This is a genomic window from Bradyrhizobium sp. 930_D9_N1_4 (genome assembly GCF_052076015.1).
GTDB lineage: Bacteria > Pseudomonadota > Alphaproteobacteria > Rhizobiales > Xanthobacteraceae > Bradyrhizobium.
The window spans coordinates 6,643,920-6,658,175 of sequence record NZ_CP197236.1; the positions used below are offsets into that span (position 1 = coordinate 6,643,920).

The 14,256-nt window shown below is 63.7% G+C and carries 16 protein-coding genes; 2 read left to right on the top strand and 14 right to left on the bottom strand.

Translation table 11 applies throughout. The features are described from left to right. Positions 1 to 32 precede the first annotated feature (32 nt). The 14 genes from AB7532_RS31590 to urtA form a co-directional block, all read right to left on the bottom strand. Complete coding sequence (locus tag AB7532_RS31590; RefSeq protein WP_441239394.1) at positions 33 to 761, bottom strand: urease accessory protein UreF; 729 nt, start codon at positions 759 to 761, stop codon at positions 33 to 35. Continuing rightward, the gene (locus AB7532_RS31595; RefSeq protein ID WP_441238572.1) at positions 742 to 1,389 is read right to left on the bottom strand and encodes an urease accessory protein UreE; all 648 of its coding nucleotides are present in this window, start codon (positions 1,387 to 1,389) and stop codon (positions 742 to 744) included. Before AB7532_RS31595 ends, AB7532_RS31590 begins: the two co-directional genes overlap by 20 nt. A 10-nt stretch (positions 1,390 to 1,399) precedes the next feature. Further along, positions 1,400 to 1,699 carry a putative quinol monooxygenase gene (locus tag AB7532_RS31600; RefSeq protein ID WP_441238573.1) on the bottom strand — a complete coding sequence of 100 codons (300 nt, stop codon included), beginning with the start codon at positions 1,697 to 1,699 and terminating at the stop codon, positions 1,400 to 1,402. Between the two features lie 34 nt (positions 1,700 to 1,733). Beyond that, a complete protein-coding gene (locus tag AB7532_RS31605; RefSeq protein ID WP_441238574.1) occupies positions 1,734 to 2,033 on the bottom strand; it encodes a putative quinol monooxygenase in 300 nt (99 codons plus the stop codon). 139 nt (positions 2,034 to 2,172) lie between these two features. Continuing rightward, positions 2,173 to 3,888, bottom strand: coding sequence for an urease subunit alpha (gene ureC, locus AB7532_RS31610; protein ID WP_441238575.1), 1,716 nt, complete (start codon positions 3,886 to 3,888; stop codon positions 2,173 to 2,175). A 34-nt stretch (positions 3,889 to 3,922) separates the two neighbouring features. Beyond that, the gene (locus AB7532_RS31615; protein ID WP_441238576.1) at positions 3,923 to 4,462 is read right to left on the bottom strand and encodes an HD domain-containing protein; all 540 of its coding nucleotides are present in this window, start codon (positions 4,460 to 4,462) and stop codon (positions 3,923 to 3,925) included. A gap of 3 nt (positions 4,463 to 4,465) precedes the next feature. Beyond that, entirely contained in the window at positions 4,466 to 4,771 is a 306-nt protein-coding gene (locus AB7532_RS31620) for an urease subunit beta (protein ID WP_441238577.1), read from the bottom strand. Positions 4,772 to 4,782: 11 nt separating this feature from the next. Beyond that, complete coding sequence (locus AB7532_RS31625) at positions 4,783 to 5,085, bottom strand: urease subunit gamma (protein ID WP_007605424.1); 303 nt, start codon at positions 5,083 to 5,085, stop codon at positions 4,783 to 4,785. Between the two features lie 24 nt (positions 5,086 to 5,109). After that, on the bottom strand, positions 5,110 to 5,940 hold the full coding sequence (locus AB7532_RS31630; RefSeq protein WP_441238578.1) for an urease accessory protein UreD: 831 nt from the start codon (positions 5,938 to 5,940) through the stop codon (positions 5,110 to 5,112). Positions 5,941 to 5,976: 36 nt separating this feature from the next. Then, positions 5,977 to 6,672 carry an urea ABC transporter ATP-binding subunit UrtE gene (gene urtE / locus AB7532_RS31635; protein WP_441238579.1) on the bottom strand — a complete coding sequence of 232 codons (696 nt, stop codon included), beginning with the start codon at positions 6,670 to 6,672 and terminating at the stop codon, positions 5,977 to 5,979. Positions 6,673 to 6,675: 3 nt separating this feature from the next. Next, positions 6,676 to 7,437, bottom strand: a complete 762-nt coding sequence (gene urtD / locus AB7532_RS31640) for an urea ABC transporter ATP-binding protein UrtD (protein WP_441238580.1) — start codon at positions 7,435 to 7,437, stop codon at positions 6,676 to 6,678. Positions 7,438 to 7,441: 4 nt separating this feature from the next. Further along, positions 7,442 to 8,611 carry an urea ABC transporter permease subunit UrtC gene (gene urtC, locus AB7532_RS31645; RefSeq protein WP_441238581.1) on the bottom strand — a complete coding sequence of 390 codons (1,170 nt, stop codon included), beginning with the start codon at positions 8,609 to 8,611 and terminating at the stop codon, positions 7,442 to 7,444. After that, positions 8,608 to 10,215, bottom strand: coding sequence for an urea ABC transporter permease subunit UrtB (gene urtB, locus AB7532_RS31650; RefSeq protein WP_441238582.1), 1,608 nt, complete (start codon positions 10,213 to 10,215; stop codon positions 8,608 to 8,610). Before urtB ends, urtC begins: the two co-directional genes overlap by 4 nt. A gap of 82 nt (positions 10,216 to 10,297) precedes the next feature. After that, entirely contained in the window at positions 10,298 to 11,620 is a 1,323-nt protein-coding gene (gene urtA, locus AB7532_RS31655) for an urea ABC transporter substrate-binding protein (protein WP_441238583.1), read from the bottom strand. A gap of 481 nt (positions 11,621 to 12,101) precedes the next feature. Between urtA and AB7532_RS31660 the strand changes: the two genes are divergently transcribed. Together AB7532_RS31660 and infA are read left to right on the top strand one after the other, a co-directional pair. Next, positions 12,102 to 13,718, top strand: coding sequence for a DEAD/DEAH box helicase (locus AB7532_RS31660; RefSeq protein WP_441238584.1), 1,617 nt, complete (start codon positions 12,102 to 12,104; stop codon positions 13,716 to 13,718). A gap of 23 nt (positions 13,719 to 13,741) precedes the next feature. Further along, complete coding sequence (gene infA, locus AB7532_RS31665; protein WP_007599789.1) at positions 13,742 to 14,029, top strand: translation initiation factor IF-1; 288 nt, start codon at positions 13,742 to 13,744, stop codon at positions 14,027 to 14,029. The last annotated feature ends 227 nt before the right edge of the window (positions 14,030 to 14,256 follow it).

A 14,256-nucleotide genomic window follows, 5' to 3' on the forward strand; every position in this document is an offset into this window, starting at 1 on the left:
GCTCTCTCTTGATCGGTTGAAGGCCGCGCCGCTCACGAGCGAAACAGCCGCGTATATTGCGTCTCGTGCCGCAGGCTGGCGAGATCGGCGCGGAAGGTCGCGCTGCCGAGGTCATCCAGTATCGCATGCAGCGCACGATTGGCGGTCGCGGCAACGGCAGCTTCCAGCCTCACCAGCACGCGCTGGCTGTCGGTCTGGCCGAGCGGAACGAGACGGCTGGCCGCGGAAATCCAGTTCGAGACCAGCGCATGCAGGAAGGCGTGCAAGGTCGGCGCGAGCGGCACGCCGTGCATCGCGGCAACCACACCGACGGCGACGGGATAGATCAATGGTGTGCGGCATGCCGCGACCATGGCATCCAGCCCGTCGGCATCCCACGCGGCGCGGGAGATGTCGATGAAGGCGCGGCCCTGCGAGGTCGTCTCGAGCTGCCGCTCGCGTGACGGCACGAAGGCGGCCGCGAGTTCCGCGATATCGCTCAAGCTGGCGTCTTCGCCGGCCTCGGCGGCACGGTAGGCGTGGACCAGAAACGTCGCATCGCAAAAGCCCGAGCCATCGGTCAGCATCGCGTCGAGCCAGTCGGCCAGCGTCGCGACGTCGGTGATGTCGCCCGCCTCGACCGCCCATTCGATGCCGCTGGAATAGGAGAAGCCGCCGACCGGAAACGCCGGCGACAGCCAGGTCATCAGCCGGTACAGCGCCGCCGCCTCGCGCTCGGCGAGGTCACCGGCTGCGACCGGCTCATTTGTGGTCATGAGCATGCTTGTGGCCATGGTGATGGTCGGGATGGTCGCAATGCTCGTCGTGGTGGTGATGATCGTGGCTGTGGCCATGGTCATGCGCGGCGTGACCATGATCGTGGTGGTCATGATTGTGGTGGTCATGGCCGTGATGATCATGATGGTCGTGACCATGGTGGCCGTGATCGTGGTGCGCATGGTCGTCTTGCGCGTGGCCGGCGTCGGCATAGGCGCCGCCTTCGGGATCGAACGGCGCCTCGATCTCGATCACGCGCGCGCCGAGGCCCTTCACCATGGCCTCGATGACGTGGTCGCGGCGGATGCGCAGGCTCTTGGGCATGATCTGCGTCGGCAGATGACGATTGCCGAGATGCCAGCCGACTCGGATGAGATGGTGCGGATCGTGGCCGCGGATCTCCAGCAGCGGCTCGGGCGCCGCCACCACTTCGACCAGTCGACCGTCTTCCAGCACCAGCGCATCGCCGCCGCGGAGCGCGACGGCATTCTCCAGGTCGAGCAGGAATTCGAGACCGCGCGTCCCCGTCATCGCCATGCGGCGGCGGTGCCGATCGTCGAAATCGAGCACGACCGTATCCGCCGGCGTTTCTGTGAAGCGGTGTTGTCCCCTGACCTGCGTCGCCCGGATCATCGCCATATCCTCAGAGCTTCTCGACCTTGCCGTCGCTGATGATCTCGATCACCGTCGGCGCCGTCTTCATCTGCGCGGAGTATTCACGCCACACTTTCATATGCGGCGCCCGACCGTGGGCGTTGAGGTCCTCGCGGGTCTCCCAGCGTTCGACCACGACATAGAGGTTTGGATTGTTGACGCTGACATTGCCGTCATAGGAGAGGCAGCCCTTCTCCTTGAGCGTCTCGACGGTGCAGGCCTTGTGGCCCTTGATGAAGTCGTCCTTGTTTTCCGGCTTCACGGGCGTGGTGGCGATGACATAGATCATGGATTTTTCCTGGGGTTATTCCCTGTTGTTCTTGTTAGCGGACGTCGACCTTCTCGGGCGTGATCACCTCGATCTTCGGCGGCGCCGTAAAGCACTTCACCGCGACGCGGCCGAAAGTCTTCATGTGCTCCATCGCGCGATGCGGCACCAGCGCCTCGGCATTTTCCCACTGCTCGACGAACACCATCTTGGCGGGATTGGTGACGCTCTCGTGCATGTCATAGGCGATATTGCCGGGCTCCTTCCGCGTCTCCTTGATGCAGGCGGTGGCGGCTGCAATGAATTCGGCGCGCGTCTCGGGCTTGATGGTCAGGGTGGCGACGACATAGATCACGAGAAATCCTCCCGGCTTTTCTTCTGGTTCAAGATACCGGGCGGGACCTTAGACCAGCCGGGATCGAACGCAAAACCGGAAAAGCCGCCCCCAGCCTGCGCGGTGGCCATGCTCTTTGGACATGCGTTGAGGCGCTATTTCAGTACATGAAATATCGCTGGGCCATCGGCAGCACCTCGGCAGGCGCGCAGGTGAGCAGCTCGCCGTCGGCGCGGACCTCATAGGTCTCCGGATCGACCTCGATATTGGGCGTGGCGTCGTTGTGGATCATGCTCTTCTTCGAGATCTTGCTGCGGGTGTTCTGGACGGCATAGAGCTTCTTCTCGATGCCGAGTTTTCGCGCGAGGCCACCGGTGATCGCGGCCTTCGAGGTGAACACCACCGAGGTCGCCGTACGCGCCTTGCCGAAGGCGCCGAACATCGGCTGGTAGTGCACCGGCTGCGGCGTCGGGATCGAGGCGTTGGGATCGCCCATGGGCGCGGCGACGATCATGCCGCCCTTGACGACGCAGTCCGGCTTGACGCCGAAGAAGGCCGGCGACCACAGCACGAGATCGGCGAGCTTGCCCTTCTCCACCGATCCGATCAGCTTCGACACGCCGTGCGCGATCGCCGGATTGATCGTGTATTTGGCGATGTAGCGCTTGACGCGGAAATTGTCGTTGTCTTTGCCCTTGTCCTGCGGCAGCGATCCGCGCTGCTTCTTCATCTTGTCGGCGGTCTGCCAGGTCCGGATGATGACTTCGCCGAGGCGGCCCATGGCCTGGGAGTCGGAGGAGATCATCGAGAGCGCGCCGAGATCGTGCAGGATGTCCTCGGCCGCGATGGTCTCCTTGCGGATGCGGCTCTCGGCGAAGGCGAGGTCCTCGGCGATCGAGGGATCGAGGTGATGGCACACCATCAGCATGTCCAGATGCTCGTCGAGGGTGTTGCGGGTGAACGGCCGCGTGGGGTTGGTCGAGGACGGCAGCACGTTCTTCAGCCCGGCGACCTTGATGATGTCAGGCGCATGCCCACCGCCGGCGCCTTCGGTGTGGAAGGCATGGATGGTCCGGCCCTTGAACGCCTTGATCGTATCCTCGACGAAGCCGGATTCGTTCAGCGTGTCGGAATGCAGCATGACCTGGATATCGTAGTCGTCGGCCACCGACAGGCAATTGTCGATCGCGGCCGGCGTCGTGCCCCAGTCCTCATGCAGCTTCAGCGCGCAAGCACCAGCCTTGATCATCTCGACCAGGGCTGCGGGCCGCGAGGCATTGCCCTTGCCGGAAATACCGAGATTGACCGGGAAGGCGTCGAACGACTGGATCATCCGCCCCATGTGCCACGGGCCCGGCGTGCAGGTGGTGGCGAAGGTGCCATGCGACGGGCCGGTGCCGCCGCCGAGCATCGAGGTGACGCCTGACATCAGCGCGTGCTCGATCTGCTGCGGGCAGATGAAATGGATGTGGCTGTCGAAGCCGCCCGCGGTGAGGATCTTGCCTTCACCCGCGATCACGTCGGTGCCCGGACCGACGATGATGGTGACGCCCGGCTGGATGTCGGGATTACCGGCCTTGCCGATCGCGGAGATCATGCCGTCCTTGATCGCGACATCGGCCTTCACGATGCCCCAGTGGTCGACGATCAGCGCATTGGTGATGACGGTATCGGCCGCGCCTTGTTTGTTGGTGACCTGCGACTGCCCCATGCCGTCGCGGATCACCTTGCCGCCACCGAACTTCACCTCCTCGCCATAGGTGGTGAAATCCTTCTCGACCTCGATGATGAGATCGGTGTCGGCCAGCCGCACCCTGTCGCCGGTGGTCGGGCCGAACATGTCGGCATAGACGGAACGTTTGATTTTGACGGACATCACAAGCCCCGTTTGCGTTTGAATTTCTGGCTGATCACAGCGAGGCCCTCGCTGCTCTCAAGGCATCGTCGAATTTTGTATCAAGCCACAGATTGCCGCCGCGGCAACCGGCGACAACCTGCTCGGCCCAGCCGGTGTAATCGGCAAGATCGTTGCGCTCGTCAGCGGTCGGATCAGAATGAATGCGCGCACCGATATTGCTGATCTTGTCGGCGATCTTGATCAGCTTCGCGCCCGGCGATTTGTGCGGCGCATCGACCACCTGCCGGCGGCGCCGCTCGGCCTTCAGCAGGGTCATGTCGTCGGTGCATTCGACGACGAGCGAGGCAACACGATCCGAAAATTTCTGCGCGAGCTCCTCGCGCGTGGTCTTAGTGTCTTCGATCACATCATGCAGCCAGCCGGCGGCGACCAGCTCGGCATCCGCACCATCGGTCGCTATTGCCAGCAAATTCGCGACCTCGGCGAGATGGTTGATGTAAGGCTCGTTCCCCCGCCCCTTGCGCGCCATGCCATTATGCCGGCGCGCGGCCAGCTCAGCAGCTTTCGAGATGAGGCGGACAGCGGGCAGCATGCCTCACAGCTTCCCCATCACGTCGCCACGAAAACCGTAGATCATCTTCTTGCCCGCCACGGCGACGAGCTGGACGTCGCGGGTCTGGCCAGGCTCGAAGCGGACGGCGGTGCCGGCGGCGATGTCGAGGCGCATGCCGCGAGCCTTTTTGCGATCGAACTTCAGCGCGGGGTTGGTCTCGAAGAAATGATAGTGCGAGCCGACCTGGATCGGCCGGTCGCCGGTGTTGGCCACCGTCAATTTCACGGTCCTGCGGCCGGCATTGAGCTCGATCTCGCCGTCCTGGATGAAGAGTTCGCCGGGGATCATGCGTCTTACTCCTACCTGATCGGCTCGTGCACGGTGACGAGCTTGGTGCCGTCCGGAAAGGTCGCCTCGACCTGAATGTCGTGGATCATCTCAGGGATTCCCGGCATCACCTGATCGCGGGTGAGGACCTGGGCGCCGGATTGCATCAGCTCGGCGACGGTGCGGCCGTCGCGCGCGCCTTCGAGGATGAAATCGGAGATGATCGCGATCGCCTCGGGATGGTTGAGCTTGACGCCGCGATCCAGCCGGCGGCGGGCCACGATGGCCGCCATCGAGATCAGAAGCTTGTCCTTTTCGCGGGGAGACAGGTTCATGCAAAATCTCTTCCGTTCAACACATCAATTCAGCCGGAGCCGGGGCAGCGCCGCACCGGTGCGCGCCAGCACGGCCATCATGTCGGCGCGCAAACGCGCCGCATCTTGGGCACAGAACCGCGCCATTGCAAAGCCATTCCAGGCGGAGATTCCGACCTCGCCGGAGAAGGAGTCCGACGCCTCGCGGATGCGCTCGATCAATGCCTCGTCACCGGGCACGATCAGCGCCGTGCCGATCGCAGCCCCGCCTTTGGCAATTGCGGATCGCCCAAGTTTTGCGCCGATATTGCCGTCGAGCCTGACCGTCTCGGCGAACACCAATCTGCCGCCACGACGCAGCCGCCAGCGGTCGACGAACTCGCCCTGCTCCATCCGTTCGCCCATGGCGGTACGGCCGAACACCACGATCTCGCAAAGCAGGAGCGAGGCGGCCTCATCCAGTTCGATGTCGAAGCGGCGATGGACCCGGGCGCGATCGAACAGGATGGTCTCTTGCGGCAACCAGCCGAGATGCGCGCCGGCGGCGACCTTCAAGGCGATATTGAGCTGCGCCGCCCCTCCTGGCGCACGATAGACCTTCTCGGCCGCAGCCGTGGTCAATGTCAGGCGCGCGCCCTGGCCAGCTGCGATGTCGATATCGAAACTGTCGCCGCCGGCGACACCGCCGGCCGTGTTGACGAACACGCCGGAGAGCCCGTCGTCCTCCGGCGAAGGAAAGCGCACGCGCAGCGAGCCGGACTCATACAGGGTGCCGCGCCGCGTCACGCCGTCGCGCGCATGGACGTCGAACCGCACCGCGCCGCGGGCACGGTTGGCTTCGAACACCGAAGATGTCGCTAGAGTATCGCTGCGCATCCGTCTCCCCAGCCGGCCGCTGCAGAAATTTCGGGATTACAGCGCCATCTGGCGGCTGATTTCGGCCGGGTCAAGATTGGAGCGATCGCAGGTGAACTTCACCGCGCCGCGATCCATCACCGCGAAACTGTCGCCGAGTTCGCAGGCAAAGTCGAGATATTGTTCGACCAGCACGATGGCGATGTTGCCGAGATTGCGCAGATAGGAAATCGCCCGGCCAATGTCCTTGATGATCGAGGGCTGAATGCCTTCGGTCGGCTCGTCGAGCAGGAGCAGCTTCGGCCGCATCACCAGCGCGCGGCCGATCGCGAGCTGCTGCTGCTGGCCGCCGGAGAGGTCGCCGCCACGCCGGCCGAGCATGGATTCCAGCACCGGGAAGAGCGAGAACACGTCGTCCGGGATGTGCCTGTCTTCGCGCTTGAGCGGACCGAAGCCGGTCTTGAGGTTCTCCTCGACCGTCAGCAGCGGAAAGATCTCGCGGCCTTGCGGCACGAAGCCGATGCCCTTGCGCGCCCGCTCATAAGGCTTCAGGCCGGTGATGTCGCTGCCGTCGAGCACGATCGCGCCAGAGGAGATCGGATACTGGCCGACCATGGCGCGCAGCAGCGATGTCTTGCCGACCCCGTTTCGCCCGAGCACGCAGGTGACCTTGCCGGGCTCGGCCGCGATCGAGACGCCGCGCAACGCCTGCGCCGCGCCGTAGAACAGGTTGATGTCCTTGACCTCAAGCATCGCTCAGCGCCCCAGATACACTTCGATGACCCGCTCGTTGGACGAGACCTGGTCGATGGTTCCTTCCGCGAGCACCGTGCCTTCGTGCAGGCAGGTGACCTTGACGCCGAGCTCGCGCACGAACGTCATGTCGTGCTCGACGACCATCACGGTGTGGGTCTTGTTGATCTCTTTCAGCAGTTCGGCGGTGAGATGCGTCTCGACGTCGGTCATCCCTGCGACGGGCTCGTCGACGAGGAGCAGCTTCGGGTCCTGCGCGAGCAGCATGCCGATCTCGAGCCATTGCTTCTGGCCGTGGCTGAGGCTGCCGGCGAGGCGGCTGCGTGCCTCGGTGAGGCGGATCGTCTCCAGCACCTTGTCGATGCGCTCGGACTCCGCCCTGCTGCCGCGCCAGAACAGCGTTCCCTTGACGCTGTGGTCGACATTGAGCGCGAGCAGGAGGTTGTCCTGCACGGTCTGGCTTTCGAACACGGTCGGCTTCTGGAATTTGCGGCCGATGCCGAGCTCGGCGATGCGGGTCTCGTCGAGGCGCGTCAGGTCGGTGACGCCGTCGAACAGCACCGTGCCCTCGTCGGGCTTGGTCTTGCCGGTGATGATGTCCATCATCGTGGTCTTGCCGGCGCCGTTCGGGCCGATGATGGCGCGCATCTCGCCGGGCTCGAGCGTCAGCGACAGATTGTTGATGGCGTGGAAGCCGTCGAACGAGACGTGCACACCGTCGAGATAAAGCATCGCGGAGGTCGCACGGGTATCCATGACGTTCATTGTGCTACTCCGCCATCTTCGGTGCGGTGACACCGTCTTCGGCCGCGGCACTCGCCGTGTTCGCGACGGTGCGTTTTTCCTTCGACGAATCCCGCCAGGCGGTGAAGGTACCGACGATGCCCTTCGGGAGCAGCAGCGTCACCAGGATGAACATCGCGCCCAGCATGAACAGCCAGTACGGCGCGAGCACGCCCGAGGTGAAGAACGTCTTGGCGTAGTTGACCACGACGGCACCCAGCGCAGCGCCGACCAGCGTGCCGCGGCCGCCGACCGCGACCCAGATCACGGCCTCGATCGAATTGCCCGGCGCGAATTCGGATGGGTTGATGATGCCGACCTGCGGCACGTACAGCGCGCCCGCGACGCCGGCCATGCAGGCCGACAGCGTGAACACGAACAGCTTGTAGGATTCGACGCGGTAACCGAGGAAGCGACTGCGCGATTCAGCATCGCGGATTGCGATCAGCACCTTGCCGAGCTTGGAGGACACGACGGAGCGGCAGATCAGGAAGGTGACGATCAGCGCCAGGCAACTCAGCGCGAACAACGCGGCGCGGGTGCCCTCGGCCTGCACGTTGAAGCCAAGGATATCCTTGAAATCGGTCAGGCCGTTGTTGCCGCCAAAGCCGAAATCGTTGCGGAAGAAGGCCAGCAGCAGCGCATAGGTCATCGCCTGCGTGATGATCGACAGATAGACGCCGGTGACGCGGGAGCGGAAGGCGAGCCAGCCGAAGCAGAAGGCGAGCAGGCCGGGCACCACCAGCACCATCAGCGCCGCAAACCAGAACATGTCGAAGCCGAACCAGTACCAGGGCAACTTCGAATAGTTCAGGAACACCATGAAGTCGGGCAGAACAGGATTGCCGTAGACGCCACGGGTGCCGATCTGCCGCATCAGGTACATGCCCATCGCGTAGCCGCCGAGCGCGAAGAACGCGCCGTGGCCGAGCGAGAGGATGCCGCAATAGCCCCAGATCAGGTCGATCGAAAGCGCCAGGATCGCGTAGCAGACATATTTGCCCCACAGGGCGACGAGATAGGTCGGCACCTGGAGGAACGAGCCCGCGGGCAGCAGCAGGTTGGAGAGCGGAATGAGGATCCCGCAAGCCGCGACGACGGCAAGGAAGATCGTCGCGCCGCGGTCCAGCGATCGCGTCAGCATGTGAGGGGTCATGCTTCCACCGCACGGCCCTTGAGCGCGAACAGGCCGCGCGGGCGCTTTTGAATGAACAGGATGATGAGAACCAGAATAGCGATCTTGCCGAGCACGGCGCCGGCGACCGGCTCCAGGAACTTGTTGGCGATGCCGAGCGTGAAGGCGCCGACCAGCGTGCCCCAGAGATTGCCGACGCCCCCGAACACCACGACCATGAAGCTGTCGATGATGTAGCTCTGGCCGAGATTGGGGCTGACATTGTCGATCTGCGACAGCGCCACGCCGGCGATTCCGGCGATGCCCGAGCCGAGACCGAAGGTCAGCGCGTCGACGCGCGAGGTGGCGATGCCCATCGAAGCCGCCATACGGCGGTTCTGCGTCACCGCGCGCATCTCGAGGCCCAGCGCCGTGTAGCGCAGCATCGCGAGCAGGATCGCGAACACTGCGAGCGTGAAGACGAGAATCCAGAGCCGGTTATAGGTGATGGTGATCTGGCCGAGTTCGAACGCGCCGCTCATCCAGGAGGGATTGCCGACCTCGCGGTTGGTCGGGCCGAACATGGTGCGCACCGCCTGCTGGAGCACCAGCGACAGGCCCCAGGTCGCCAGCAGCGTCTCCAGCGGCCGGCCATAGAGGAAGCGGATGATGCTGCGCTCGATCAGCACGCCGATGCCGCCGGCGACGAGGAAAGCAAGCGGCACGGCGATGAGGAGCGAATAGTCGAACAGGCCGGGATAGCGGGTGCGGATCACCTCCTGCACCACGAACGTGGTGTATGCCCCGATCATCACCATCTCGCCATGCGCCATGTTGATGACGCCCATCACGCCGAAGGTGATGGCAAGGCCGATCGCCGCGAGCAGCAGCACCGAGCCAAGCGAAAGGCCGTACCAGGCATTCTGCACCGTGGACCAGACCGCGAGCGAAGACTGGATCGCGCCGATTGCGCTCGCGGCCGCCTTGGTCACCGAGACCGGCTGGTCGCCCATGCCGCTGAGCAGCGCCATCGCTTCCTGGTCGCCGCGTGCCTTGAGGGTCGCGACCGCCTCGAGTTTCTCGACCTCGCTGGCGTCGGATTTGAACAGCAGGATCGCCGCACGGGCTTCGCCGAGCGCAGCCTTGACCGATTTGTTGGTTTCCTTGGCGAGCGCGGCATCGACCGGCTCGAGCGCTGTCTCTTCGTGCGACTTGAAGACGGATTGCGCGGCCTGGAGCCGCGTTCCAACATCCGGCGACTGCAGCGTCAGATTGCCGATCGCAGCGTCGACGCTGCGGCGCAGGCGGTTGTTGAGGCGCACCGCGCTGGCACTGTCGGGAACGCTGGCAACCGGCTCACCCGTCGTCGCATCGATCGACTTGCCGTCGGGGCCGGTCACGTAAACTTTCTTGCTGTCGGGATCGGCCATGAGGCGGCCGTCCTGAAGCGCGCTGATGATGGGAAGGGCCAGCTTGTTGCCGCTGCCCGCAACGACGCCGATCGCCTCGTCGGTGTCGGAGAAATCGTCGTTGGCGAACTTGGCGACCGCATCCTCGAACGGACCGGCGAAGGCCGGCAGTGCGAACGCGATCAGGAACAAGGAGAGGACAAAGGTACAGAGACGAGCGGACAAATTGGTTGGCACTGTGGATCACCCCGGCAGAAGTGGGGAGAAGGCGGCGGAATAGCCGCCTCCTCCCGTCGTGCAATCAAACGTCAGATCCGGATCAGGAGCCGGAGCCGAGGCACTTGTTGGTCTTGGTGTTGAAGTTGCCGCACTTCTTGCCGACCCAGTCGCCGACCAGGTCCTTGGAGCCGTCGAGCTCCTTCGACCAGGCGTCGCCCGCGACAAGACCCGGGGTCTTCCACACCACGTCGAACTGGCCGTTGGCTTTGATTTCGCCAATGAACACCGGCTTGGTGATGTGATGGTTCGGAAGCATCTTGGAGGTGCCGCCGGTCAGGTTCTTGGCTTCGATGCCCGGGAGAGCGTCGATCACCTTGTCCGGATCGGTCGACTTCACCTTCTCGACCGCCTTGACCCACATGTCGAAACCGATGACGTGAGCTTCCATCGGATCGTTGGTCACGCGCTTCGGGTTCTTGGTGTAGGTCTGCCAGGCCTTGATGAACTTCTCGTTCTCGGGCGACTTGATCGACTGGAAGTAGTTCCAGGCGGCGAGATGGCCGAGCAGCGGCTTGGTGTCGATGCCGGCGAGCTCTTCCTCACCCACCGAGAACGCGACGACCGGGATGTCCTTGGCCTTGATGCCCTGGTTGCCGAGCTCCTTGTAGAAGGGAACGTTGGCGTCGCCGTTGATGGTCGAGACCACCGCGGTCTTCTTGCCGGCCGAGCCGAACTTCTTGATGTCGGCCACGATCGTCTGCCAGTCGGAATGACCGAACGGCGTGTAGTTGATCATGATGTCTTCCTGGGCGACACCCTTCGACTTCAGATAGGCTTCCAGGATCTTGTTGGTGGTGCGCGGATAGACGTAGTCGGTGCCCGCGAGCACCCAGCGCTTCACCTTCTCGTCCTTCATCAGGTAGTCGACGGCGGGGATCGCCTGCTGGTTCGGCGCAGCACCCGTGTAGAACACGTTACGCTCGGACTCTTCGCCCTCGTACTGCACGGGGTAGAACAGGATGTTGTTGAGCTCCTTGAACACCGGGAGCACCGACTTGCGCGACACCGAGGTCCAGCAGCCGAACACGACCGAGACCTTGTCCTTGGTGATCAGCTCGCGGGCCTTTTCGGCGAACAGCGGCCAGTTCGAGGCGGGATCGACGACGACGGCCTCGAGCTTCTTGCCGAGCACGCCGCCCTTCTTGTTCTGCTCGTCGATCAGGAAGAGGATGGTGTCCTTCAGCGTGGTTTCGCTGATGGCCATGGTGCCGGAGAGAGAGTGCAGCACGCCGACCTTGATGGTGTCGTCAGCGGCTTTCGCGCCAGAAATGGAAGCCAGGCCGAGGACCAGTCCGGCGGTCGCGGCGAGCACGCCGCGGCGGCTAAATGACGCCGCTATATCGTGAACGGATTTGTTAAGCATGAGTGTATCATCTCCCTGACGCAGACGTGAAAAAGACGCTGCGAAACGGCCCCACGGCCGCCTGCGATTAACGGAATCGCAAGAACCATGCCATGGGCTGGGCATATGCCAACCTATTGGTCAGACTAGACAATCTCGCTGAAATCAAAGTTTCGCCGCAGTGTATTTGCCCAAAAATCAGGCGAATAAATTGTATGCTAATGCGGCAGGCTGATTATTTTTTAATCATAATGGCGACGCTGTCTAAATTTCCGGCATAACTATTTCTGCACCGCAATCGCCGTTTGAGGCTACCTTGCCTTGAAAGCGCCCCCCGAATGTTCCATATGAGTGTCCGAGACCTCTTGCGAATCAAGGGGTCGTAGCGAGCCGCGTGTTCTTAAGCCCTTACGGGCCTCTGGCTTGCCCCATCCCATCAAGCCATCCGACACCCCAAACACGCAGGTGTCCTCACGACACCCTTTTGCGTGCGCCGCGCTGAATGCGCCGGGCGACCGCTTTTGACATGGAAAGAACCCATCTTTTGACTTCGTTTCAGGACTTCGGCCTCGCCGAACCGATCGCACGCGCTCTCTCCGAAGAGAATTACGTCACTCCCACGCCCATCCAGGCCCAGACCATTCCGACCGCGCTGACCGGCCGCGACGTCGTCGGCATCGCCCAGACCGGCACCGGCAAGACCGCCTCCTTTGCGCTGCCGATCCTGCACCGCCTGCTGGAGAACCGCATCAAGCCGCAGCCCAAGACCTGCCGGGTGCTGGTGCTCTCGCCCACGCGTGAGCTTTCGGGGCAGATCCTCGACAGCTTCAACGCCTATGGCCGCCACATCCGCCTGTCCTCGACGCTCGCCATCGGCGGCGTGCCGATGGGCCGCCAGGTCCGCGCACTGATGCCTGGCGTCGACGTGCTGGTCGCCACCCCCGGCCGTCTGCTCGACCTCGTGCAGAGCAACGGGCTGAAGCTTGGCAGCGTCGAATTCCTCGTGCTCGACGAGGCCGACCGCATGCTCGACATGGGCTTCATCAACGACATCCGCAAAATCGTGGCCAAGCTGCCGATCAAGCGGCAGACGCTGTTCTTCTCGGCCACCATGCCCAAGGACATCGCCGAGCTTGCCGACGCCATGCTGCGGGACCCGGCCCGCGTTGCGGTCACCCCGGTGTCCTCGACCGTGGAGCGCATCCAGCAGCGCATCATCCAGGTCGATTTCTCAGCCAAGCCCGGCTTCCTGGCCAAGCTGCTGAAGGACGAGCCGGTCAACCGCGCGCTGGTGTTCACCCGCACCAAGCACGGCGCAGACAAGGTCGTAAAGACACTCGAGAAATCGGGCATCCCCGCCAGCGCCATCCACGGTAACAAGTCGCAGAACCATCGCGAGCGGACGCTTGCCCAGTTCCGCACGGGTGAAATCCGCACCCTGGTCGCCACCGACATCGCCGCTCGCGGCATTGACGTCGACGGCATTACCCACGTCATCAATTTCGACCTCCCCAACGTGCCCGAGACCTATGTGCACCGCATCGGCCGCACCGCGCGCGCCGGCGCCGAGGGCACCGCGATCTCGCTGGTCGCCGGCGGCGAGGAACTCGCCTATCTCCGCGACATCGAGCGGCTGATCAAAGTGACGCTGCCGCGCGAAGACCTCCGCACCGACGCGGGTCGCCGCGATGCGGGTCCGCCCCCGTCCCAGCAGCGTCAGGGCCGGCCCGGCCGCCCAGGCCAGCGTCCGCAAGGCGCAAGGCATGGTGACGGACGGCGCGACGACAGGCGCGCTGACGGACGGCATAGCGCCGGCAAGCAGGGCGACGGACGGTCGGCCGAAGGCCGGCACGGTGACGGACGGCACGCCGATGCGAGGCATCCTGAAGGAAGGCGTGCTGAAGGAAGGCATCCGGAAGGCAGACCTGCCCATGGCCCAAAGGCCTCGAAGGGTTCTGGCCGCCGCCCCGGCGGCAAGACGCATTCTTCGCCAAACGATCGGTCAGAACAGCGTTCTGCGCATAGCGCCGGTAAGCCTGATGGGATACAAGGCGTTGCCTTTTTGCGCCGCGAGAGTCGGCCGAACGGCCAATCGACCCGCAAACCCCATTCGCACTAGCCGTCCACGACCTGGAGAAATTCATGGCTAAGGAAGAGCTGATCCAGTTCGAAGGACTGGTCACCGAAATCCTCCCCGACGCGCGCTACCGCGTGCAGCTCGACGCCGGGCACGAGATCGTCGCCTACACCGCCGGCAAGATGAAGAAGAACCGGATCAAGACGCTGGCGGGAGACCGCGTGACGGTCGAGATGTCGCCCTACGACCTCGAGAAGGGCCGGCTGATTTTCCGCCACAAGGACGAACGTCCGAGCGGAATGGGCGGACCTCCGCGTCCCGGACAGCGCGGCGGCCAGTTCCGCCGGCGCTGATCCGCTTCAAGCAGGCCCATGCGGACGTAAAATTCTGTCCTGTATGCTGATCCGCCGTGAATCCACGGCGGATCAAAAAATCGTGCACCTCAGGATTGTTTTGGCGCCTTATTTCCAATAAAATCCGCTTATCGATTTTCGGCCGGACGACATTGGCATCCACCGGTACAGCCGGTTCAGACACGCTGACGACCCTTCCAGAAACTCGATCTAACCCGCCCGCGAAA